Source organism: Pseudomonas moraviensis subsp. stanleyae (genome assembly GCF_036283065.1).
GTDB lineage: Bacteria > Pseudomonadota > Gammaproteobacteria > Pseudomonadales > Pseudomonadaceae > Aquipseudomonas > Aquipseudomonas stanleyae.
Genome location: NZ_JAADJI010000005.1, coordinates 1 through 21,515 on the forward strand (window position 1 = coordinate 1; position 21,515 = coordinate 21,515).

26 protein-coding genes are annotated in these 21,515 nt (G+C 60.2%); 15 read left to right on the plus strand and 11 right to left on the minus strand.

From position 1 onward, the window contains the following. Positions 1 to 104 precede the first annotated feature (104 nt). Positions 105 to 992, plus strand: a complete 888-nt coding sequence (gene rhtA, locus GXB78_RS09750; RefSeq protein ID WP_329515490.1) for a threonine/homoserine exporter RhtA — start codon at positions 105 to 107, stop codon at positions 990 to 992. A 167-nt stretch (positions 993 to 1,159) separates the two neighbouring features. Continuing rightward, the gene (locus tag GXB78_RS09755) at positions 1,160 to 1,441 is read left to right on the plus strand and encodes a hypothetical protein (RefSeq protein WP_039759777.1); all 282 of its coding nucleotides are present in this window, start codon (positions 1,160 to 1,162) and stop codon (positions 1,439 to 1,441) included. Here the strand turns inward: GXB78_RS09755 and GXB78_RS09760 are convergent, their stop codons facing one another. Then, positions 1,442 to 2,011 (minus strand): TetR/AcrR family transcriptional regulator, encoded by a 570-nt coding sequence (locus tag GXB78_RS09760; RefSeq protein ID WP_329515235.1) that lies wholly within the window; start codon positions 2,009 to 2,011, stop codon positions 1,442 to 1,444. 91 nt (positions 2,012 to 2,102) lie between these two features. Between GXB78_RS09760 and GXB78_RS09765 the strand changes: the two genes are divergently transcribed. Then, positions 2,103 to 2,831: an SDR family oxidoreductase gene (locus GXB78_RS09765; protein WP_329515236.1), complete on the plus strand. Its 729-nt coding sequence runs from the start codon at positions 2,103 to 2,105 to the stop codon at positions 2,829 to 2,831. 40 nt (positions 2,832 to 2,871) lie between these two features. Continuing rightward, the gene (locus tag GXB78_RS09770) at positions 2,872 to 3,468 is read left to right on the plus strand and encodes a 2-hydroxychromene-2-carboxylate isomerase (RefSeq protein WP_329515491.1); all 597 of its coding nucleotides are present in this window, start codon (positions 2,872 to 2,874) and stop codon (positions 3,466 to 3,468) included. Between the two features lie 44 nt (positions 3,469 to 3,512). Here the strand turns inward: GXB78_RS09770 and GXB78_RS09775 are convergent, their stop codons facing one another. From GXB78_RS09775 to GXB78_RS09795, 5 genes are all read right to left on the minus strand, one after another. Further along, a complete protein-coding gene (locus GXB78_RS09775; protein WP_329515237.1) occupies positions 3,513 to 5,321 on the minus strand; it encodes an aminopeptidase P family protein in 1,809 nt (602 codons plus the stop codon). A 68-nt stretch (positions 5,322 to 5,389) separates the two neighbouring features. Further along, a complete protein-coding gene (locus GXB78_RS09780) occupies positions 5,390 to 6,556 on the minus strand; it encodes an aminotransferase class V-fold PLP-dependent enzyme (RefSeq protein WP_329515238.1) in 1,167 nt (388 codons plus the stop codon). A gap of 205 nt (positions 6,557 to 6,761) precedes the next feature. After that, entirely contained in the window at positions 6,762 to 7,376 is a 615-nt protein-coding gene (locus tag GXB78_RS09785; RefSeq protein ID WP_329515239.1) for a LysE family translocator, read from the minus strand. Positions 7,377 to 7,477: 101 nt separating this feature from the next. Further along, complete coding sequence (locus GXB78_RS09790; RefSeq protein ID WP_056788593.1) at positions 7,478 to 7,747, minus strand: hypothetical protein; 270 nt, start codon at positions 7,745 to 7,747, stop codon at positions 7,478 to 7,480. A 90-nt stretch (positions 7,748 to 7,837) separates the two neighbouring features. Beyond that, positions 7,838 to 8,212 carry an antibiotic biosynthesis monooxygenase gene (locus GXB78_RS09795; RefSeq protein WP_329515240.1) on the minus strand — a complete coding sequence of 125 codons (375 nt, stop codon included), beginning with the start codon at positions 8,210 to 8,212 and terminating at the stop codon, positions 7,838 to 7,840. Between the two features lie 93 nt (positions 8,213 to 8,305). Between GXB78_RS09795 and soxR the strand changes: the two genes are divergently transcribed. The 10 genes from soxR to GXB78_RS09845 all read left to right on the plus strand — a co-directional run bounded on the left by soxR (position 8,306) and on the right by GXB78_RS09845 (position 15,806). Beyond that, entirely contained in the window at positions 8,306 to 8,758 is a 453-nt protein-coding gene (gene soxR / locus GXB78_RS09800) for a redox-sensitive transcriptional activator SoxR (protein WP_329515241.1), read from the plus strand. 112 nt (positions 8,759 to 8,870) lie between these two features. Then, positions 8,871 to 9,329, plus strand: a complete 459-nt coding sequence (locus tag GXB78_RS09805) for a VOC family protein (RefSeq protein WP_329515242.1) — start codon at positions 8,871 to 8,873, stop codon at positions 9,327 to 9,329. A 213-nt stretch (positions 9,330 to 9,542) separates the two neighbouring features. Beyond that, positions 9,543 to 10,742, plus strand: coding sequence for a PepSY-associated TM helix domain-containing protein (locus GXB78_RS09810; protein ID WP_329515243.1), 1,200 nt, complete (start codon positions 9,543 to 9,545; stop codon positions 10,740 to 10,742). After that, positions 10,739 to 11,281, plus strand: coding sequence for a hypothetical protein (locus tag GXB78_RS09815; protein WP_064361579.1), 543 nt, complete (start codon positions 10,739 to 10,741; stop codon positions 11,279 to 11,281). The genes GXB78_RS09810 and GXB78_RS09815 overlap by 4 nt, the downstream gene beginning before the upstream one ends. Next, positions 11,278 to 11,616 carry a hypothetical protein gene (locus GXB78_RS09820; protein WP_101155631.1) on the plus strand — a complete coding sequence of 113 codons (339 nt, stop codon included), beginning with the start codon at positions 11,278 to 11,280 and terminating at the stop codon, positions 11,614 to 11,616. The genes GXB78_RS09815 and GXB78_RS09820 overlap by 4 nt, the downstream gene beginning before the upstream one ends. Beyond that, positions 11,613 to 12,188: a DUF6162 family protein gene (locus GXB78_RS09825; RefSeq protein ID WP_329515244.1), complete on the plus strand. Its 576-nt coding sequence runs from the start codon at positions 11,613 to 11,615 to the stop codon at positions 12,186 to 12,188. The genes GXB78_RS09820 and GXB78_RS09825 overlap by 4 nt, the downstream gene beginning before the upstream one ends. 35 nt (positions 12,189 to 12,223) lie before the next feature. Further along, the gene (locus GXB78_RS09830) at positions 12,224 to 13,153 is read left to right on the plus strand and encodes a metal ABC transporter substrate-binding protein (RefSeq protein ID WP_329515245.1); all 930 of its coding nucleotides are present in this window, start codon (positions 12,224 to 12,226) and stop codon (positions 13,151 to 13,153) included. After that, positions 13,150 to 14,001: a metal ABC transporter ATP-binding protein gene (locus tag GXB78_RS09835; RefSeq protein ID WP_329515246.1), complete on the plus strand. Its 852-nt coding sequence runs from the start codon at positions 13,150 to 13,152 to the stop codon at positions 13,999 to 14,001. Before GXB78_RS09830 ends, GXB78_RS09835 begins: the two co-directional genes overlap by 4 nt. Then, positions 14,001 to 14,900: a metal ABC transporter permease gene (locus GXB78_RS09840; protein ID WP_007917717.1), complete on the plus strand. Its 900-nt coding sequence runs from the start codon at positions 14,001 to 14,003 to the stop codon at positions 14,898 to 14,900. Before GXB78_RS09835 ends, GXB78_RS09840 begins: the two co-directional genes overlap by 1 nt. Beyond that, the gene (locus GXB78_RS09845; protein ID WP_329515247.1) at positions 14,901 to 15,806 is read left to right on the plus strand and encodes a metal ABC transporter substrate-binding protein; all 906 of its coding nucleotides are present in this window, start codon (positions 14,901 to 14,903) and stop codon (positions 15,804 to 15,806) included. A 176-nt stretch (positions 15,807 to 15,982) separates the two neighbouring features. Here the strand turns inward: GXB78_RS09845 and GXB78_RS09850 are convergent, their stop codons facing one another. From GXB78_RS09850 to GXB78_RS09870, 5 genes are all read right to left on the minus strand, one after another. Further along, positions 15,983 to 16,207, minus strand: coding sequence for an MbtH family protein (locus GXB78_RS09850; RefSeq protein ID WP_041478467.1), 225 nt, complete (start codon positions 16,205 to 16,207; stop codon positions 15,983 to 15,985). An 84-nt stretch (positions 16,208 to 16,291) separates the two neighbouring features. Continuing rightward, on the minus strand, positions 16,292 to 17,704 hold the full coding sequence (locus GXB78_RS09855) for an aspartate aminotransferase family protein (protein ID WP_329515248.1): 1,413 nt from the start codon (positions 17,702 to 17,704) through the stop codon (positions 16,292 to 16,294). A gap of 142 nt (positions 17,705 to 17,846) precedes the next feature. Continuing rightward, a complete protein-coding gene (locus GXB78_RS09860) occupies positions 17,847 to 18,332 on the minus strand; it encodes a GNAT family N-acetyltransferase (RefSeq protein ID WP_329515249.1) in 486 nt (161 codons plus the stop codon). Positions 18,333 to 18,547: 215 nt separating this feature from the next. Further along, a complete protein-coding gene (locus tag GXB78_RS09865; protein ID WP_329515250.1) occupies positions 18,548 to 19,873 on the minus strand; it encodes an ATP-binding protein in 1,326 nt (441 codons plus the stop codon). Beyond that, complete coding sequence (locus GXB78_RS09870) at positions 19,873 to 20,553, minus strand: response regulator (RefSeq protein ID WP_042607836.1); 681 nt, start codon at positions 20,551 to 20,553, stop codon at positions 19,873 to 19,875. Before GXB78_RS09870 ends, GXB78_RS09865 begins: the two co-directional genes overlap by 1 nt. A 254-nt stretch (positions 20,554 to 20,807) precedes the next feature. On the opposite strand from GXB78_RS09870, the gene GXB78_RS09875 reads away from it, so the two are divergent. Further along, complete coding sequence (locus GXB78_RS09875) at positions 20,808 to 21,500, plus strand: hypothetical protein (protein WP_329515251.1); 693 nt, start codon at positions 20,808 to 20,810, stop codon at positions 21,498 to 21,500. Positions 21,501 to 21,515: the final 15 nt, after the last annotated feature.

The window sequence follows — 21,515 nt, forward strand, 5'->3', positions numbered from 1 at the left end:
ATCGACGAAAACGTCTTCTATATATAGACGTGACCCCGTTCAATGCGCAGTATATTGCCCATTGCCATAACAATACTCTGTCTTTGCCTGGATGCCGCCCTGTAATGAATGACCAACCTCGCTCCCTTGCCTCCCTATTGTTTCCGGTAGGCCTGCTCATGATAGCAATGGCATCCATCCAGTCAGGCGCCTCCCTGGCGAAAAGCATGTTCCCTGTTATCGGGGCACAAGGCACAACCACGCTTCGCCTGATCTTTGCCAGCGTGATCATGCTGCTATTGCTGCGCCCATGGCGTGCAAAGCTGACCGCCAGGTCTCTGCGCACCGTGATCGTTTACGGAATGGCACTGGGCGGAATGAACTTCCTCTTCTATATGTCCTTGCGGACGGTACCGCTGGGCATAGCCGTTGCGCTGGAATTCACCGGCCCGCTGGCTGTAGCTATATATGCCTCTCGCCGAGCCATCGATTTTCTCTGGATCGCGCTAGCTGCAGCCGGCCTGCTTCTATTGATACCTACTGGGGCAACCACTGCCGGCATTGACCTCGTCGGAGCGGGTTATGCGTTGGGCGCCGGAGTGTGCTGGGCGCTGTACATTCTGTTCGGACAGAAGGCCGGTGCCGACAACGGTGTGACCACGGCAGCCTTGGGCGTAATGATCGCCGCGCTGTTCGTGGCGCCGATCGGCATTGTTCATGCAGGCGCTGCGCTGCTCACACCGTCATTGATTCCGGTCGCTATCGGAGTCGCCATTCTGTCCACCGCCCTGCCCTATACCCTGGAAATGGTAGCCCTCACTCGAATGCCCGCACGCACCTTCGGCACTCTCATGAGTATCGAACCGGCATTCGGCGCGCTATCTGGCCTGCTTTTTCTCCAGGAATACCTTTCATTGTCACAATGGCTGGCCATCCTGTGCATTATTCTGGCTTCCGTGGGCGCAACCATGACTATGGGCAGCGGAGCAAAGCCTGCTGTCGCGGCCGACTGAAGCGTAATAAAAGTGGGTCTGGTAATTGGCGCTCATTTAGGCCATGTTTAGCTTCGTAACCCATCGCCAGGCATGGATTTTTTCGCAAAGGACGGCACAACGCTGCAAACGCGAGCGAATACAGGCAGACCCGAGCAGCAGACTCGCGGCCGCTATTAAGGATGGTAATGAAACGAATTTTGCTACTGATCGCCCTACTGGCGATCGCGAGTTGCGCAGCGACCTCGGAAACCCAGGTCAAGCGCGGCAAGAAGGGGCTGCATATCAACTGTTCCGGACTTTCATCCTCTTGGGACAAGTGCTACACCAGCGCCGCCAACTCCTGCGCGCCCAAGGGTTACAAGGTGATCGCCAAATCCGGGGATGCGGTAGAGGAACCAGGCGATTATCCGTTCGGCTTGAACCCGGCCGGCTATACCAGCCGCAGCATGATCGTCATCTGCAAATAACTACTTGGCTGGCCGGGAAGCGAGCTGACGGGTGATCTCCTCATGGCTGGAGCGCAAAACCGCGCGCTGCACGTCCGGTGTTGCCAGCATCCGCGCGACCACCAGCGCGCCCACGCATTGCGAAAGCACTGACCAGGCCAGGCTTTCGCTTTCCAGTATCTGCGCCCAACCTTGCTGGAGACGGCAGATCCATTCCTCAGCCTGCTCACGCACCTGCACATCGGCACGGGCGATCTCTGCGCCCAATGTCGGCAGCGCGCAACCGGCCTCGGGTTGCTCGACGTGGGCCATGCTCAGGTACTGTTTCAGACAACGTTCCAGCCGCTGCCGATCCGTTCCGCCCTGCCCACCAAGACGCTCAAGACTCTCACTCAGCTCTCGCTCGACGATGGCAGCAAACAGCGCATCCTTCGAGGAAAAGTGACTGTAGAACGCTGCGCCACTCAAACCGATGGCTTTCATCAGGCCATCCACGCCCACTGTGGAAAAACCCGATTTCTTGGCCGACAGCGCGCTGCTTTGGAGCAATCGTTCGCGGGTTTCCGATTTGTGGCCTGCCGAATAACGCATGTCCTCTCCTGAAATGGTTCGCCTTGACGCTGGCCGAATCCTAGCATAACGTTCGTTAACTAAACGATCGTTAACCTAAAGGGATTCACCCATGAATAACAAGAAGGTCGTGCTGGTTGTCGGGGCCGGCGATGCCACTGGCGGGGCGATTGCCAAGCGCTTTGCCCGTGAAGGGTTGGTTGCCTGCGTGACCCGGCGCAGCGCCGACAAATTGCAGCCCCTGGTTGACGCGATCATCGCTGAGGGCGGTGAGGCTCATGGGTTTGCTTGCGATGCGCGCAAGGAAGAAGACGTCATCGCGCTGATCGAAGACATCGAGACCCGCGTAGGCCCGATCGAAGCCTTTGTCTTCAACATCGGCGCCAACGTGCCGTGCAGCATTCTCGAAGAAACCGCGCGCAAATATTTCAAGATCTGGGAGATGGCCTGCTTCTCCGGCTTTCTGAATGCTCGTGAAGTCGCCAAGCGCATGGTAACTCGGCAGCGCGGCACGATTCTGTTCACCGGTGCCACCGCCGGACTGCGCGGCGCTTCCGGATTCGCCGCTTTCGCTGGCGCCAAACACGGTATCCGCGCACTGGCGCAAAGCATGGCCAGGGAACTGGGACCGATGAACATCCATGTCGCCCATGTCGTAGTGGACGGTGCGATCGACACCGACTTCATCCGCAACAGCTTTCCCGAAAAATACGCGACCAAGGATCAGGACGGCATTCTCGATCCAGAGCACATCGCCGAAAACTATTGGTATCTGCACAGTCAGCCACGGGATGCATGGACCTTCGAGCTGGACCTGCGCCCATGGAACGAGCGCTGGTAAGCCCTCCCCCTCATCACAACAATAAGAGCGCGACTTGATCATGACGAAAACCGTGGAATTCTATTTCGACCTCGGCAGCCCCACCACCTATCTGGCGCACACCCAGCTAGCGAGAATCTGCGCCGATACCCAGAGCGAACTGATCTACATCCCGATGCTGTTGGGTGGCGTGTTCAAAGCTACCGGCAACGCTTCGCCGGCGGTGATTCCGGCCAAGGGTCGCTACATGTACCAGGACCTTGATCGCTTCGCCAAACGCTATGGCGTCCCGCTCAGGTTCAACCCACACTTTCCGATCAATACGCTGCTGTTGATGCGTGCCGTTACTGGCGTGCAGTTGCATCAGCCGCAGCGTTTCGCGGATTTCGTCGATTGCCTGTTCAAAGCGCTTTGGGTGGACGGCCATAACCTTAACGATCCGCAAACCATCGCTGCCGTGCTGACTGAAAACGGCTTCGATCCCGAAGAAGTATTGGCCCTGACCAACGATGAATCAGTCAAAGCCAAACTCAAGGCAAACACCGAGACAGCTATCAAGCGCGGCGTTTTCGGTGCTCCCAGCATGTTCATTGGCGACCAGTTGTTCTTTGGTCAGGATCGACTCGACTTCGTAGAAGAGGCATTGCGCCAGGATTGAAGCCAAACCCCAAGGCACCGCGAGCGGTGCCTTGGGCAAATCGATCAAATGGCCACAGTGCGCTCGTTCAGCCAGCTCAGCGCCGCACCCTCCAGCAATGGGCTCAGACGCTCGCGCACTTCATTGTGATAGGCATTTAGCCAGTGCTTTTCTTCTTGAGTCAGCAGGTCGGCAATCAGGCAACGGGTGTCGATCGGGCACAACGTCAGGGTTTCGAACTCGAGGAACTCGCCAAATTCGCTGCTGCCGGCCTCGCGGTTCATCGCCAGGTTCTCGATGCGCACGCCCCAACGGCCCGGGCGATAAGTGCCGGGTTCGATCGAGGTAATCATCCCCGGCTGCATCGCCGTTTGCGGCGCCGGCGCGGCCTGATAGGCAATCACCTGCGGGCCTTCATGAACGTTGAGGAAATAGCCCACGCCGTGACCGGTGCCATGACCGTAGTCGACGTTGTCGGCCCAGATCGGCGCACGAGCGATGGCGTCGAGCAGCGGCGACAAGATGCCTTTCGGGAACCGCGCCCGCGATAGAGCAATCACGCCTTTGAGCACGCGCGTGCAATCCTGCTTTTGCTCTTGAGTAGGCGTTCCCACCGGGACCATGCGGGTGATGTCTGTAGTGCCGCCGAGGTACTGGCCGCCGGAATCGATGAGCAGCAGACCATCACCCGCGATCACCGCATGCTCTTCTTCGGTGGCGTGATAGTGCGGCATCGCGCCGTTGGCGTTGAACGCGGCAATGGTGTTGAAACTCAGCGAAACATAATCGGGGCGACGCTCACGGGCGGCGGTAAGTTTCTCGTCGATGGTCAGTTCGGTGATGCGCTCTCGCCCCCACGCCGATTCCAGCCAGGCGAAAAATTCGCACAACGCCGCGCCATCCTGTTCCATCGCTTTGCGGATGTGCTGAGCGTCGGCCTCGCTTTTCTGCGATTTGGCCAACGTAGTGGGGTTCAGGCCCTCGACCAGTTTCACGCCGCTGTCGAGGTTATCCAGCAAGCCAGTGGTCACTCGTGCCGGATCGACCAGCAGGCTCGCGCCCGTTGGCACAGCACGTAATGCATCGGCCACTTCGCTGTAGTCACGCAGCGTTACGCCATCCTGTTCGAGCACAGCGCGCAAATCGGCATCGACCTTGCTCAGCGCCACAAACAGCGTGGCCTGCTGTTGATTGATCAAAGCAAACGAAACAAAAACCGGATTGAACGACACATCACCGCCACGCAGGTTGAACAGCCAGGCAATGTCGTCAAGGGTGGCGATGAAATGCCAATCGGCACCACGCTCTTGCAAGGACTCGCGCAGCTTCGCGAGTTTCTCACCGCGGCTGACAGTCGCTTGCGGCGGCAGATGCTGATAGATCGGCGCGTTCGGCAGGCTCGGGCGATCGCGCCAGACTTCCTGCAACAGGTCGATATCGGTGCGCAGACGAGCGCCGCGTGCTTCAAGCTTGCTGCTCAGTGTGCGCGCCGACGCCACTGCCATCACCGCACCATCGACCGCCACCACGCCGCCCTCTGGGGTTTGCTCGGCCAGCCAGTCCAGCGGGCTCGGCTGTCCCGGTTGCAGCTTGACCAGTTCAATGCCGCTGCCGTTGAGTTCCTTGGTCGCCTGTTCCCAGTAACGACTGTCGGCCCAGACACCGGCGAAATCAGCAGTGACAATCAGCGTACCGACCGAACCGTGGAAACCCGACAGCCATTGCCGGCCCTGCCAGTAACCCGGCAAATATTCCGACAGATGCGGGTCGGCGGACGGCACGAGCAGCGCATGGATGCCTTCGCGGCGCATCAGTTCACGGGTATGCGCCAGGCGCTGGGGCACCGATCCTTCGGTCAAGGTGTGGGAACTCATCATGTCTCCTGCTAATCGCGTCATCGTTATTGTTCGTAGCCTTCTCGACCATGGAAAGCGTCGGCTGTTTAAAGCCCTGTCGCCCAGAATGCCGGGGCACTGGCGCAGGCGGTTCTGATCAGTTCGACGGCCTTGTCGACATCCTCGACGGTGGTATACCGCCCGAGGCTCAAGCGAATGGTGCGCCCCGCCAGCCGCGCATCATGCCCCAGCGCGAGCAGCACGTGGGACGGCGCATTGCTTGCGGAATTACACGCCGAAGTCGCGGAAAACGCGATCGAATGGCTCAACGCAGCGCTGTTGAACTCGCCCTCGCTGAAGGTCAGGCTCAGGGTGTGCGGAATACGTTGCGAGGCACTGCCATTGAGGCGCACGCCCGGCAGACTCAGAAGCTGCTCGGTCAAACGCTCACGCAAAGCGACAATCGTTTTCTTCTCTTCATCAAATGCCGCTGCCGCCAGAGCGAATGCTGCGCCCATACCGGCAATCTGATGAGTCGCCAGAGTCCCGGAGCGCAAACCACCTTCGTGACCACCGCCGTGAATCTGCGCCTGCAAGCCTTGCTGCGCGCGCGAACCGACATACAAGGCGCCGATGCCCTTGGGGCCGTAGAGTTTGTGTGCGGAAAACGACATCAGATCCACCGGCCAGCGGCTCAGATCGATTGCGACTTTGCCGGCGCCCTGCGCGGCATCGACATGAAACAGCGCCTGCCGACTACGCACCACCTCGCCAATCGCCTCGACATCGTTGACCGTGCCCAGCTCGTTATTCACCAGCATCAGCGACACCAGAAACGTGTCGTCACGCATGGCTTCGCTGACTGCTTGCGGCGTGATCAAGCCTTCGGCGTCTGGCACCAGATAAGTCACGGCAATACCCGAATCCTGCAATTGCCGGGCGGTGTCGAGAATGGCCTTGTGTTCGATCTGGCTGGTAATCATGTGGCCGCCAGAAACGCCACGGGCCTGGGCGACGCCTTTGAGGGCGAGGTTGTTCGACTCGGTAGCCCCGGAGGTCCAGACGATCTGCTCAGACTGCGCGCCGACCAGATCGGCGACTTGCCGACGTGCCTGCTCGACCGTCTGCCGGGCCTGCTGGCCGAAAGCGTGGGAGCTGGACGCCGGGTTACCGAAGTTACCGTGAAAACCCAGACATTCGATCATCACCTGGATGACCCGCTCGTCCACCGGGGTGGTGGCGGCGTAATCGAAATACAGCGGACGTGTGTTCATAAAGGACTCGCAGAGCGTGTTCCGGGATCAGGAGGCTCGTGACTGCAAACGACGATGCACAGCCTCGTGAGCTGCGCATGGGTTCGAGAGCGTCATCAATACCTGATCGGATGCCGTTAAAGAAGTAGGGCTTCATTTAAAAGTGCGTAGGAACGCTCCTGAAACCGAGCTTAACAGGCATCGGGCCGGCGATTGAAGCAATGCGTCAGTGAAAGCTTTCGAGAAGTAACGGATACAACGAAATCACCAGCAACCCCGCCATGCCCCAATTGAACACGCGCAACCAGCGCGGATCCTTGAGCACATTGCGCAACAGCGTGCCGCATGCCGCCCACAGGCCGACACTCGGCAGGTTGATGATGGCGAACACCGCCGCGATGACCACGACGTTGTAGAAATACCCCTGCATCGGCGTGTACGTGCTGATGGCGCCGATGGCCATGATCCACGCTTTGGGATTGACCCACTGGAACGCCGCGGCGCCCAGATAGCTGATCGGTTTCGCCTCGCCGTCAGCACCGTCGCCAACCGGGCCGGAGTGGGCGATCTTCCAAGCCAGATACAACAAATATGCGGCGCCGACATAACGCAGCACGCTATACAGAATCGGATAGGCCTGAAACACCGCGCCAAGGCCGAAGCCCACCGCTACCACCAACAGGAAGAAGCCGCAGCTGATGCCGAGCATGTGCGGAATGGTACGGTTGAAACCGAAATTCACTCCGGATGCCAACAACATGGTGTTGTTCGGCCCCGGTGTGATCGAGGTGACAAGGGCAAACAGGGCAAAGCCCAACAGCAGATCAAGCGAGAGGTTCATTGAGGCAGTCCATCCAGGGTCATTCAGGTGTTGACCCTATCCCACGCCGCCCGGCAAACCCACGGACAGTTAGGGAAAACTTCAAGCAGTACAGTTTGCTTTCAGCTTGGACGACCGTGCAGCTGTATGGCACGTTCCGCGCTCATTTCACCCTGCTGGTCGAAACCGAAAGTCTTTTGCGGCTGACCGAGCAATTGGGCTTTTTTCGCGTGGTATTCGTCGAACGACAGGCCGCTGCGGTTCAGCGCTTCCAGTGCCAGCTCGCGGGATTCTTCAGCGGTGTAAGGGCGCAGCTCTGGCGAAACATGGCTGGCACAGCCGGCGAGTACGGAGACAGCGAGCATCAGCGAAACAGTCAGTAAACGATTCATGGGAGCGTCCTGGCGAGCAATGTGGGGTCGATGGGGAAAGGCTACGCCCGGGCACGCTCGCGCAGAAATCAACGCTCTCAATAGTGGCTATCAGGTTTGCGCTAATACTGGCTGACCCGGCAGACGGCAATGCAGCGCATCGTCGTGGCTGCGGGCTATGCTGCTGTGCACCTGGAACGAATTGAAGGTCACGGTTTTCGCCCGATGAGTGCGGATCAGTTGCCAGAAATCCTGCTCACCGTTTTCGAAACTGTGAAATGCCGCTTCCCCCGCCTCGCGACTTTGCCATTGCACAAAGCTCAACACGCGGCGGCCGTCGTCGCTGGCCTGCACGCTGGCGCTGAGAAAGCCGTCGTAACGCTGGGCGAGACGCTCGGTCTGCGTCGCCAAAGCCGAGACCAGCGCGGCTTGCTGACGCGGTTCGATTTCGAATTCGATCAATTGGGTAAAGCTGCGATTGCTCATGGAAAGCCCCCACTCATCTTGAAGCGAGCCTTGCGACCCGAAGAGCTGCAGGGTAAAACCTCTAGTTAAGTCAAGGTCAAGAGCATTTTCCGCATGATCAGCAAAGACCAGGTGCACAAGCCTCTTACCGTCGGCGAAGTTGCCGCGCGCAGTGGCGTCGCGGTCACGGCGCTGCACTTTTATGAAGCCAAAGGTTTGATCAAGAGTGAGCGCAACGCCGGCAACCAGCGCCGCTACCCGCGTGCCGTGCTGCGCCGGGTGGCGTTGATCAAAGTCGCGCAACGGCTGGGGATACCGCTGGCGGAGATCGGCGAAGCGCTGAAAATCCTGCCGCAGGATCGTGCGCCTTCAGCGGCGGACTGGAAAATGCTCTCTGAGCAATGGCAGCGCGAGCTCGACGAACGGATCAGGCAACTGACGCTGATGCGCGATCAGCTCACCGGGTGCATCGGCTGCGGCTGTCTGTCGATGGAGGCGTGTCCATTGCGCAACAAGGGTGACGTGCTCGGTGAGCGAGGCCCAGGCCCGCACTTTGGCGAAGAGTGATGCGCGCTGCTCGTCGGCGGAAGATCTGCGCGGCGAGGACGGTTCTATAGTGATTGCTCCGGACAAATCCGGAGTAACCCCATCTGTTGAAAACAAAAACAGGGAGAACGTCATGAGCGTCAAACCCATTCCTGAGGGGTATCACAGCATTACCCCGTATCTCGGCATCCAACGCGCCGCCGAGGCCATCGAGTTCTACAAGAAAGCCTTCAATGCCAGCGAAGTCATGCGTCTGACCATGCCCGACGGCAATATCGGCCATGCCGAGCTGCGCATCGGCGACAGCGCGATCATGCTCGGCACGCCTTGCGATCAAGGACCGCTGAGCAATCCGCAGCAGGCGGTGTCGATTGGTTTGCATCTGTATGTCACCGATGTCGACCAGTCCTTTCAGCAAGCACTGGATGCCGGCGCGCAAAGCGTCTCCGAGGTCAAAGACCAGTTTTACGGTGACCGCAGCGGGACGCTGAGGGATCCGTTCGGCCATCTATGGTTTCTCGCCACGCACAAGGAAGATCTGAGCGAAGAGCAGATTCGCCAGCGGGCTAGGGAGATGTTCAGCCAAAACTAAGGACTTGTCGCCTGGGACGACCGGCAAAAACCCATTGCCGATGTAATTGCGAAACATTTGCTTTCATATCCGCTTTCGGGATTTTCTTCGCTCATACGTCTTATAGGAATGCAGGCCGTTCGCGTAGGCAAAAGCCACGAACGGCCTCCCGGGGAGTTCCGTGCTGCGAAGCCCGTAGCCCGGCCCCTTCCACCGCAATCAAGACGCGCAATCATGTCGAAGAAATCCCGTTCCAAACTGTGGTTCCTGGTGCATAGCTGGCTGGCGTTGCCGATCTGGTTCTTTGTGCTCATCGTCTGTGTCACCGGTACGCTGGCAGTGGTCAGCCAGGAAATCGTCTGGCTGGCCAACCCGCAAATGCGCGCCAGCCAGCCGTCGGACGATGCGCCGCGACTGAGCTACGACCAGATTCTGGCGGCGATCAAACAAGCCGAGCCGCAAACTTTGGTGCAGAGCATCAACCGCCCGGACGAGTCGCACTTCGCCCTCGACGTCGAAGTCAGCTACCCCGACGGGCGCTCGTTGACGGTCTACGTCAATCCCTACACCGGCGTCATTCAGGGCACCGCACCGGCCTTCGATTTCAAGGCCTTCACCCGCGCCCTGCACGGCTGGTGGCTGGTGCCGTTCACCAATGGCTACAGCTGGGGCTGGTATCTGGTGTCATTGCTCGGCGTGCCGATGCTGGTTTCGCTGATTACCGGGCTGGTGGTCTACAAGCGCTTCTGGAAAGGTTTTCTGCGCCCGACCCTACGCGTACGCCATGGCGCGCGGATCTTCTGGGGCGATTTCCATCGCCTGTGCGGCATCTGGTCGATCTGGTTCATCGCGGTGATCTCCATCACCGGTATCTGGTTCCTGATCAAGGCATTCCTGTTCGATAACCAGATTTCCATTTCCAGCGAGCCGATCATTCCGGCGATGTCCCGCGAAAGCGTACCGGTCTCCGCCACCGGCACCCCGCCACCGCAGATCAGCCTGGACCGCGCCATCGAAATCGCCCAACAGAAGATTCCGGGACTGGAAGCCAGCTACGTCAACCTGCCGGGCAATGCCTATTCGCATATGAGCGTCAGCGGCCGTGGCTGGTATCCGCTGATGTACCAGACCGCGACACTCAACCCGTACAACGGCGAGATGGCCTCCTCACGCTTGCTGTCCGATCGGTCCTCGCTGGAATTCGTCACCGAATCCATGCGCCCGCTGCACACCGGCGACTTCGGCGGTATCTGGATCAAATTGATCTGGTTCTTCTTCGGTCTGTTGCTGAGCATGATGATCCTCAGCGGCCTGCTGATCTGGACCAAGCGCACCGCGCTGGCCACGGCCAATGCGCTGAAACGCGAGGACAAGAAAAACCGCGTCAAGGCACAACCAGCGTTGAGCCGTGAACCTTCGGAGGCCAGCCTGTGAACAAAGCCATCTCGGTCACACCGCCGTCTCGCCTGTCGCGTTTCTGGCACAAGTGGCGCTTCCACATCAATGTTCTGCTGTTGCTGATCCCGCTGGGCTTCATGCCGAAATACTTCGCCGACGCCTCGCTGTTTCGCGGCGACAGCGGCCTGGGTCAACGGGAAATAGGCACCGTTCAGGTCGGCCCGTGGAGCCTGCGCCTGGCCGAGCTGCGCGAAGAGGCGCCGCACCTGAGCGGGCCGGCTGGCTATATGAAGGATTTCACTGCTGCCGTCTGTGATACCTGCGTCGAGCAGGTCAAGGCCACTTACTTGCGCATCGGCAAACCGCGCAGCCTGCGCGCCGCCGGCACGATCTTCTTCGGCACCCCGTATCGCATGGGCACGCAGATGCCGATCCCGGCAAAGACCAAACCTGACGCCGAGCTGTGGATCACCATGGAAGGCTGGGACGGCAGCATGCACCAGGCCGCGATTCCCCTGAGCCAAGCCTCCCCTGCCACGGTTGCGTGGCTGAACAAACAAGGAGCCAAACCATGACTCGCTCACCCCTTCATACCCGTTTGCTCGCCAGCGCCGCGCTGCTGCTGAGCGCCGGTTTCAGTGCCAGCGCCCTGGCGCACAACCCGATGTGTGAATGCAAAGCCATCGATGCCGAACAGATCAAATGCACCGGCGGTTTTTCCGACGGCAGCGGCGCGCCGGGCGTGACCCTTGATGTGATCGGCTACGACGAGACCATTCTGGTGCCGGGCAAACTGGGTGATGACTCGACCCTGACGTTCAAGAAACCCGGCAGTGAGTTTTATGTCCTGTTCGACGCCGGCCCCGGCCATGTAGTGGAAATCGACCAGGCGGATATCGAAGCCCCATGAGTAGCCCGACAACCCAAGTGGTACGCCCGGCCGGCGCCGGTCATGAAACCCTAAATGTGCTGCTGTTGTGCCTGCTGATCCTCGCGGTTGCCGGTTCGGTGGTGGCATGGCGCGGGGTTTCCCATGAACCGGAGCCGGTCGCCAGCAACCAGTACGACGCCCGCCGCGACCTCAGCGCCGCTGAGCAAGGTATCTATGCCGACCTGCGAGTGACCCTCGACGAAATCCGCCTGCTGCGCGAAGAGCAACAAGCCGTGCCGACGCCGCAGATGCTGGCCGAAGAAGGCTTTGCGCCGTTCGCCCAGGATGCCAGTTCGGTAAGCCGTGGCGGTCATGCGTGGCAGTTGCTCGCCGAGCGCGCCTATTTCGGTCGCAGCGCAACGCCTGATGTCGCCGGCTCGTTTCTGATGCGGGTCGGCACTGAAGCCAACGCGGCGCCCGACATCTGGCTCAACCGTGGCGCCAATCTGACGCCTGCGGAGGATTTGTCCGACGCCGCGCTTTCCGCTGCTGGCTGGAAACAGATCGTCGCGCAATTCGATGCCGGGGTTACCCGCGAACATCGCCATTGATTCCTCGCCTTTATCCGAGAGAAGACTGCTTGCCCATGTCCATTTCATCTCCTCGCCGTCCATTGTTACGCCTGTTTCTGCTTGGCCTGTGCGCCTGCCTGCTGAGCCCGCTGGCCAGCGCCGAGTCAGGCAAACGCCTGCGCATCGGCATCACCCTGCATCCGTATTACAGCTATGTCGCCAATATCGTCGGCGACAAGGCCGAAGTGGTGCCGCTGATTCCCGCTGGTTTCAACCCGCACGCCTACGAGCCTCGGGCCGAGGACATCAAGCGCATCAGCGGGCTGGACGTGGTCGTGCTCAACGGCGTCGGCCATGACGATTTCGCCGATCGGATGATCGCGGCCAGCGAAACGCCCAACGTCAAAACCATCGAAGCCAACGAGAACGTACCGTTGCTGGCGGCCACCGGTGTCGCTGCGCGCGGCGCCGGCAAAGTGGTCAACCCGCACACGTTCCTGTCGATCAGTGCCTCGATCGCCCAGGTCAACAACATCGCCCGCGAGCTGGGCAAGCTCGACCCGGACAACGCCAAGACCTACACCCAGAACGCCCGCGCCTACGGCAAACGCCTGCGCCAGATGCGCGCCGACGCCTTGGCCAAACTGACCCAGGCACCGAACGCCGAACTGCGCGTGGCCACGGTGCACGCGGCTTACGACTATCTGCTGCGCGAATTCGGTCTGGAAGTAACGGCCGTGGTCGAGCCCGCTCACGGCATCGAGCCAAGCCCGAGTCAGCTGAAAAAGACCATCGACCAGTTGCGTGAGCTCGACGTGAAAGTGATCTTCTCCGAGATGGATTTCCCGTCCAGCTACGTCGACACCATCCAGCGTGAATCCGGGGTGAAGCTATACCCGCTGTCGCACATTTCCTACGGCGAATACACCGCCGACAAGTACGAAAAGGAAATGACCGGCAACCTCAACACCGTGGTTCGGGCGATTCAGGAGTCGGGGGCATGACGTCGAAAGAAACCCTGCTCCCTGACAACACCAATAACCCGGTGGGAGCGAGCCTGCTCGCGAAGGCGCCGGATCAGGCAACATCTTCGTTGAATGACACACCGCATTCGCGAGCAGGCTCGCTCCCACAGGGAAAAAATGGGCCGGCGCTGGAGTTTGCGGAGGTCAGCCTGACGCTGGGGCGTACGACGATTCTCGACAAGGTCAGCTTTCAGGTGCAGCCCGGCAGCGTGCATGCGCTGGTCGGCCCGAACGGCGGTGGCAAGAGCTCGCTGATCAAGACGCTGCTCGGGCAGATGCCGCATCAGGGCCAGCTCAGCCTGCACTGGCCCGCCGAGCCCGGCACCATTGGTTACGTCCCGCAAGCGCTGGAGTTCGATCGCGGCTTGCCGATGACCGTCGACGATTTCATGGCCGCCATGTGCCAGCGTCGCCCGGCCTTCCTCGGTTTGAGCAAACACTACGCCGGCGCCATCGGCGAGGCGCTGGAACGGGTCGGCATGCAGGACAAACGCAAGCGGCGCATGGGCGCGCTGTCTGGCGGTGAACGTCAGCGGGTGCTGCTCGCGCAGGGTTTGATTCCGGCGCCGCAATTGCTGGTACTCGACGAGCCGATGTCGGCCCTCGATGAGGCCGGGATTCAGGTGTTCGAACGTCTGCTGACTGACTGGCGCGCAGCCGGCATCACCGTGTTGTGGATCGAACATGATCTGGAAGCGGTCGGGCGACTCGCCGATCGGGTGACCGGCCTCAACCGCCGCGTGCTGTTCGATGCCACCCCGCAACAGGCGCTGACTCCGGAACGTCTGCTGACGCTGTTTTCGACCCATCCACGGAGCGCGGTCTGATGAGTTACGAAGCCTTTCGTTTGATGGTCCAGGGCTGGGCATCTTCGGGTTATCTGCCGGAGGCGCTGGCCTACGGATTTGTGGTCAACGCCTTGCTCGCCGGTCTGCTGATCGGCCCGGTACTGGGCGGGCTCGGCACGCTGGTGGTGGTCAAGCGCTTCGCATTCTTTTCCGAAGCGGTCGGCCATGCGGCGCTGACCGGTGTGGCCATCGGCATTCTGCTCGGCGAACCCTACACCGGCCCGTACGGCAGCCTGTTCGGTTATTGCCTGCTGTTCGGCATCCTGCTCAATTACCTGCGCAACCGCACGGGACTGGCACCGGATACGCTGATTGGCGTATTTCTCTCGGTGTCATTGGCACTGGGCGCGAGCCTGCTGCTGATTCTCGCCGGCAAGATCAATGTGCACATTCTGGAAAACGTGCTGTTCGGTTCGGTATTGACCGTCAACGGTAATGATCTGGCAGTGCTGGCGATCGTCGGCTCGCTGGTCATGGCTCTCGCCCTGCCCCTGTACAACCGCATCATGCTCGCCAGTTTCAATCCGCAACTGGCGGCGGTGCGTGGCGTAGCGGTCAAGACCCTGGATTACCTGTTCGTGATTCTGGTGACACTGATCACCGTCGCAGCGGTGAAGGTGATCGGCGCGATTCTGGTCGGTGCCTTGCTGGTGATTCCGGCGGCGGCGGCGCGCTTGCTCAGCCAGTCGCTCAAAGGATTTTTCTGGTGTTCGGTACTGATCGCCACCGTCAGCACGCTGTGCGGGATTCTTGCGCCGATCGTCTTCGACCTGCCGATTCCATCCGGCGCCGCGATCATTCTGGTCGCCGGCATCGCTTTCGCCCTCGCCGCCATCGCGCGCGGTGTCGTCCCCAGCCTGAAAGGGAACCTTGGATAAATGGCTTTTTCATTGCGAAACCTGACTCTGGCCATGGCCCTGTGTGGTGTGGTCTGCACGCCGTTGATGGCTGCTGAAAGTGCGAAACCCTTGCGTGTGCTGGCCTCGCTGCCAATCACTTTCGGCCTCGGCGAAGCATTGCTCAAGGGCACCGACGTCAAACTCGAACGCGCGGCGCCGGTCAACCTTCCAGGCAGCCGCCAGACCGCGTATTTCACTGGTCGCGGCGCTCCGGCGCTGAGCAAACTGGCCACTGAAGCGGACGCGGTGATTGGTCTGCGTTCGCTATGGGCCGATGACCCGCTGTACCCGATCGCTCGGCGCAGCAACATCCGTATCGTCGAAGTCGACGCTGCCCGCCCGGTCGACGGCGCCCTGCCCGGCATCGCTGTGCAGCCGGGCGTGCAGGTTGATGGCCTGAACAGTCAGCCATGGCTGGCGAGCAACAACATGGGGCGCATGGCGGATGTGATGGCGGCGGACCTGGTGCGCCTGGCACCGAGCGCCAAGCCTGCGATCGAAGCCAATCTGGCGGCGTTGAAACAGCGTCTGCTGAAACTCAGCGCGGACACCGAAGCGCGTCTCGCCGAGACGGATAATCTGAGTGTGATGAGCCTGAGCGATCACTTCGGCTATCTGATTGGCAGCCTCAACCTTGAACTGGCCGGACAGGATGCGCGTCCTGATGCCGAGTGGACGCTTGAAGCACTGAAAAAGCTGACGGCAACACTCAAGGACAATGACGTTGCGGTGGTGCTGCACCATCGCCAGCCAGCAGAACCGGTGAAAGCGGCGATTGCCGAGTCTGGCAGCCGACTGGTGGTGTTGAGTACCGATGCGGCGGATCCGCTGGCGGAGCTTGAAGGGAATGTGGATTTGTTGCTCAAGGGGTTACGCGGAGCGTAGTTTCAGGCAAGACCGCGTTATCGTTCTTCGCGAGCAGGCTCGCTCCCACATTGGCAATGCGTTCGCTGTGGGAGCGAGCCTGCTCGCGAAGAAGCCCGCACCGACAACATCACTCTCCAGACATGAAAAAACCCGCTGTCCATCACTGGTCCAGCGGGTTTTTTCTGCCCGGTCGCTTATTGCGCCGCGACTTGTGCATCCATCTTCTGGCGCAGGCTCAACGGGCGCATGTCGGTCCAGACTTCTTCGATGTAGGCCAGGCATTCCTTCTTCAGGCCGCTCTTGCCTACGGTGCGCCAGCCTTCTGGCACGGCTTTGTAATCAGGCCAGATCGAGTACTGCTCTTCGTGGTTGACCACGACCTGAAAGAGGATGTCCTCGCGGTCGAATACTGACGTCATGCTGGTTCTCCATCGTTGTAAGGTCGGCTGCACAATGGATGCAGCCGGGGGTATGTAGAAAGAACGTTCGCCGCGCGGAAAAATTTACAGCGCGGCGGAGGCAGCGGCCATCGCGCGACCGAAGATCTCGGCAACCCGGTCGATTTCCGCTGCGCTGATCACCAGCGGCGGCAGGAAGCGCACCACCGCGCCATGGCGGCCGCCCAGCTCCAGAATCAGACCGCGCTTGAGGCATTCACGCTGAACCAGTGGCGCCAGACGGGCAAATGCCGGTGGGTGACCGAGCGCATCAGGTGCGCCGTTCGGATCGACCAGTTCGACGCCGAGCATCAGGCCACGACCGCGAATGTCGCCCAGTTGCGGGAAATCGCGCTGCAGGATGTGCAGATGTTCGCTGAGCCGATCGCCCATGGCGGCGGCGTGCTCGCAAACCTTGTGCTCGAGCAGATAGCGCATCACCGCGGAACCGGCGGCCATGGCCATCTGATTGCCACGGAAGGTGCCGGCATGGGCGCCCGGTTGCCAGGTGTCCAGCCAATCACGGTAAATCACTACCGCCAGCGGCAGGCTGCCGCCGATGGCCTTGGACAACACCACTACGTCCGGGACGATGCCTGCGTGTTCAAAGGCAAACATCTTGCCGGTACGGGCGAAACCGCTCTGAATCTCATCGACGATCAGCGCGACACCGGCCTGCTCGGTGATCCGGCGCAACCCACGCAACCAGTCGATATCAGCCGGAATCACCCCGCCCTCACCCTGCACCGCCTCGACAATCACCGCTGCCGGCAGCTGCACGCCCGCCTCGGGATCGTTGAGCAGGTTTTCCAGATAACTCAGATTGGCTTTGACGCCCGCCGCGCCACCGAGGCCGAACGGGCAACGGTAATCGTAGGGAAACGGCATGAACTGCACGCCGTTGCTGAGCAAGGCGCCGAGAGGCTTTTTCGGCCCCAGGCTGCCCATCAGGCTCAACGCGCCCTGACTCATGCCGTGATAACCGCCGGAAAAGGACAGCACCGTGCTGCGGCCAGTGGCCGTGCGCACCAGTTTCAGCGCTGCTTCCACAGCGTCGGTGCCGGTCGGGCCGCAGAACTGGATTTTCGCCTGCGCCGCCAGTTCCGCCGGCAGCAAGCCGAAAAGGTCCTGGACGAATTGATCTTTGACCGGCGTGGTCAGGTCGAGGGTGTGCAGCGGCAACTCATCGGCGAGAACCTGCTGGATCGCCTCGATCACTACCGGGTGGTTATGCCCCAGCGCCAACGTGCCGGCCCCGGCAAGGCAGTCGATGAATGTACGCCCCTCGACATCCTCGACATACAAGCCTCTGGCACGCTTGAGCGCCAGCGGAATGCGCCGCGGATAACTGCGCGCATTGGATTCCTGCCGGCTCTGGCGCGCCAGTAACGGTGATTCGTGGAATTCGTACAACATCTCCGCTGGCGCCGAGGCGACCCGGGCCGACGACTCTTCGATAAGGCTGGTGGCGACTGACATCTCTCGACCCCTCAATTCGCTATGGATAGTGACCAAAACAGCACACCGACAGGTGCGCGTTCCGGTCGCGGGGCGCACTTGCAGGTTTTCCTGTTCTGGAAACGCTTCAGAGCGGTGTGGATTTACACCCTTGATCGAGTTGTCAGGCCGGTGAGGACAAAGGTTTGTGCAGCCGCACGGTTTGCAAGCCTTTGAAGATGCCCGGTGGCGCTGCTTGCTGATAACCCAGATGCCGATAGAACGCCTCGGCGGTGCGAGTGCTGTTCAGGTGGACATTCCGCGCACCGCGAATCCGCAACCAGCCCTCGAGATTCTGCATCAGCGCCCGGCCGACGCCACGGCGGAAGGATTCCGGCTGCACGTAACACAGGGAAATCTCGCCGCTGGCCTGGGCCATGCCGACACCGACGGGTTTGTCCGCCAGTAAAGCCAGGCATAAATGGAAGTGGGGATCAGCGAGCCGGGCGCTGATGAAGTCAGCGGATTGCTGAGCGATCCAGGTGCCGACCCGTGGCGGATCGTTGCGGTGGTCGAGCGCGCAACCGATGCGGATGGAACGCTCGATAATGCGGCTGATGATGCCAGCGTCGGCCAATCGGGCCGAACGTATGCAGACGGGTGCTTCCATGGCGCAGTTCCCTCAATCCATTGAGTCAAAGCTGGGTTGACCTTAGTCCCAACCCTGGCGGATAGCGAACGCCGAGAAGTTACATTTGATGTGCCTGAATAGAAAATCCAAGGAGCTGCCGAAAGCTCGGGCCGCGATCGGACGATCTTTTGATTTTGTTTCAAGATCAAGGTCAAGATCAAAAGATCGCAGCCTTCGGCAGCTCCTACACAGGGTTATGGCGCGGCTTGCAACGGCATGGTCAGTTCGACCCGCAAGCCATCCGGGCGACTGTCGAAATGCAGGGCACAATCACAGCGCTGAACAATCGCCTGGACAATCGCCAGACCCAGCCCGCAACCGGTGCTCTGCCCGTTGCGCCAGAAGCGTTGGGTCAGATGCTGCACATCATCCGGCGCAATACCCGGGCCATGGTCACGCACGACAAAACGCACGCGATTGCCGATGTTTTCCAGATTGACCTCGACCGCGCAATCGTCAGGCGTATGGCGCAGGGCATTGTCGAGCAGGTTGCGCAGCGCAGCAATCGCCAGCACCGCAGGCATTTGCAACGGCGCGGCGGACAGCTCGTCCGGCACGTGCAGTTTGATCCGCAGCCGTTCGCCGCCGGTGGCGTCCTGAATTGCCAGCCTGGCCACTTGCTCGGCGCTGCATTGCGAGCCGTCATCGAACGACAGGCTGCCCTCGACCCGGGCCAGCAACAGCAATTGTTCAAGGGTGCGGTGCAGGCGATCGGCACCCTCCTCGGCCCGGGCCAGCGATTGATCGCGGGCACTGCCATCGGTCATGCGCGCCACTTGCAGATGGGTCTTGATCGCCGTCAGCGGACTGCGCAGTTCATGCGCAGCGTCACCAGTGAGGCGACGTTCACGCTCGATGGTCTTGCCGATGCGCTGGAACAACTGATTCTGGGTTTCCAGCAGCGGTTTCAGTTCGCTGGGAAACGCCTGCAGCTGCAATGGCTCAAGTGAATCGGCATTGCGTCGCATCAGCGCCTCGCGCAGACGATTGAGCGGCGCCAGACCCTGACCGATGCCGAGCCACAACAGGCACAGACAACCAATCAAGGCCACGCCGACCGGTACCGAAGCGGCGAGCAGAATCGACATGTTCAAGGCTTCACGCTCGATCTGCCGATCAGCCGTAGTAATGCGCACATCGCCACGAGCCAGGGTGAAACTGCGCCACGGTGCGCCGTCGATCATCTGATCGTGGAAGCCCATCTTCTCGGCTTCCAGCGCTTGCTCGGGGTTGTTATGGCTTCGCGCGAGAATCTCGCCGCGCAATGAACTGACCTGACAGGCCATGCCACCGGGAATATTCAGTTGTTCGGCGCTGAAGTGGGTACCCTCGCCCTTGCTCGGCAGCGTCGGCAATTGCTCAAGCAGGCCGGCGACCATGCGCGCCGAAGCGACCAGGCGCTGGTCGAGGGAAAACATCATCTGATTGCGCAGATCGCTGAGCATCCACGCCGCCGCCAACGCCCAGATCAGCGCGAACGCGGCGCCGAGCGTCAGACTCAGGCGCAGGCGCAGACTCATCACTTGCCCTGCTCCCCGCCATCGGCAGGCCCGAGGCGATAGCCCAGACCGCGCACGGTTTCGACGATGCCTTTGCCAAGCTTGCTGCGCAGATGATGGATATGCACGTTCAGCGCATTGCTTTCCAGCTCATCGTTGAAGCCGTAGACGCTGTCCTTCAATTGTTCGGTGGACAAAACGCGGCCGCGGTTGTGCAGCAACGCCTGCAACAGTGACTGCTCGCGGCGCGACAAGTCCACCGGTTGCCCGGCCAGGCGGGTTTCCCGGCTGCTCGGGTCGTAGGTGAGCGCGCCATGTTCGATCAGATTGACGCTGCGCCCGGCCACTCGGCGCAACAGGGTCTGCAGGCGCGCGAACAGTTCGCGCAGGTCGAAAGGCTTGAGCAGGTAGTCGTCGGCGCCGGCCTGCAAACCGTCGACCCGATCAGTCACAGAATCGCGAGCGGTGAGAATCAGCACCGGAATCTCCAGGCCGCTCTGGCGCAGCTGCTGAAGCAACTTGAGGCCATCTTCGTCGGGCAAGCCGAGATCGAGCACCATCACGTCGAATTCGGCAACCTTGAGCATCGCCCGTGCCTTCGACGCGGTGTTGACGTGCTCGACGGTCAGGCCCTGAGCCGTGAGGCCGGCAACGATGCCGCTGGCAATCAGCTCATCGTCTTCGCAAACCAATACGTGCATAGGGGCTCCGGAAATAAAAACGCGAGTGAAGCAAGCAAGGATTAAGGGGCAATTATGGCGCTGCGCGACGATATCGCAAAGCCGGGCGCAGGCACACCGAAGCGACATCACCAACGGCGATGTCCAGAAGTGAACAATGAATATCTTTGCCTGCACAATACCATTCAGAAACAATTGGCGCCTTTGCCGAATCAGTATCTTCATCTAGTTTAAGCGGGCAACTTCCGACCACTTGTTGAATGGACTTAACAAACATGAAAGAACTAAAAAATTTTGTTGCTGTGGACTGGCGCTCCGGCCCTGATCGTATTTATTTCTTCTTCAAGGATACCGACACTTATTCGCGGTTTGAACTTGGCAGCAACAGTGTTCCAGCTAACTACCCTGTTTCCACCGCGGGCAGCTGGAGCACTTTCGACCCGTTTACCAAACACCTGCGTTTTGGCTTGACCACCACCGCTTTCGGTTGGAACGCCGGGAGTGACGAAGATATTGCCTGGTTGTTTTTCTATAACGAAACAACCCCGATGGTGTGCAAATACGATCAAGACACAGACAGCGTTGCCGCCTTTCAAAAAGTTGCCGACTCGATCTGGAAGCCGATCCTGCCTTACTTTGACAAGATCATTGCCGGCACATGGTTTCAACTGACCGGTCACCCCTTCCTGTTCAGGTTCATCCTCGATGACGGTCACTATGTATCATTCAACTACAAAGCCAAGACCGTCACTCGCAAACCCTTCGGGGAATACCAGTTGGGCGCGCTGATACCCTATAAAGACCGAATTATCACAGCTGCACAGAATGACCGGACATTCGCGGACAGCTACTGGTACATCTTCCTCACCAATAATCAGTATTTGACCTACAACATTCAGTCCGACCGACTGGTTGCCGGACCAAGAACAATCAACGACGACAATTGGCCCGGTCTGCTGCGTGGCTGATTGGTCAATCCCGGC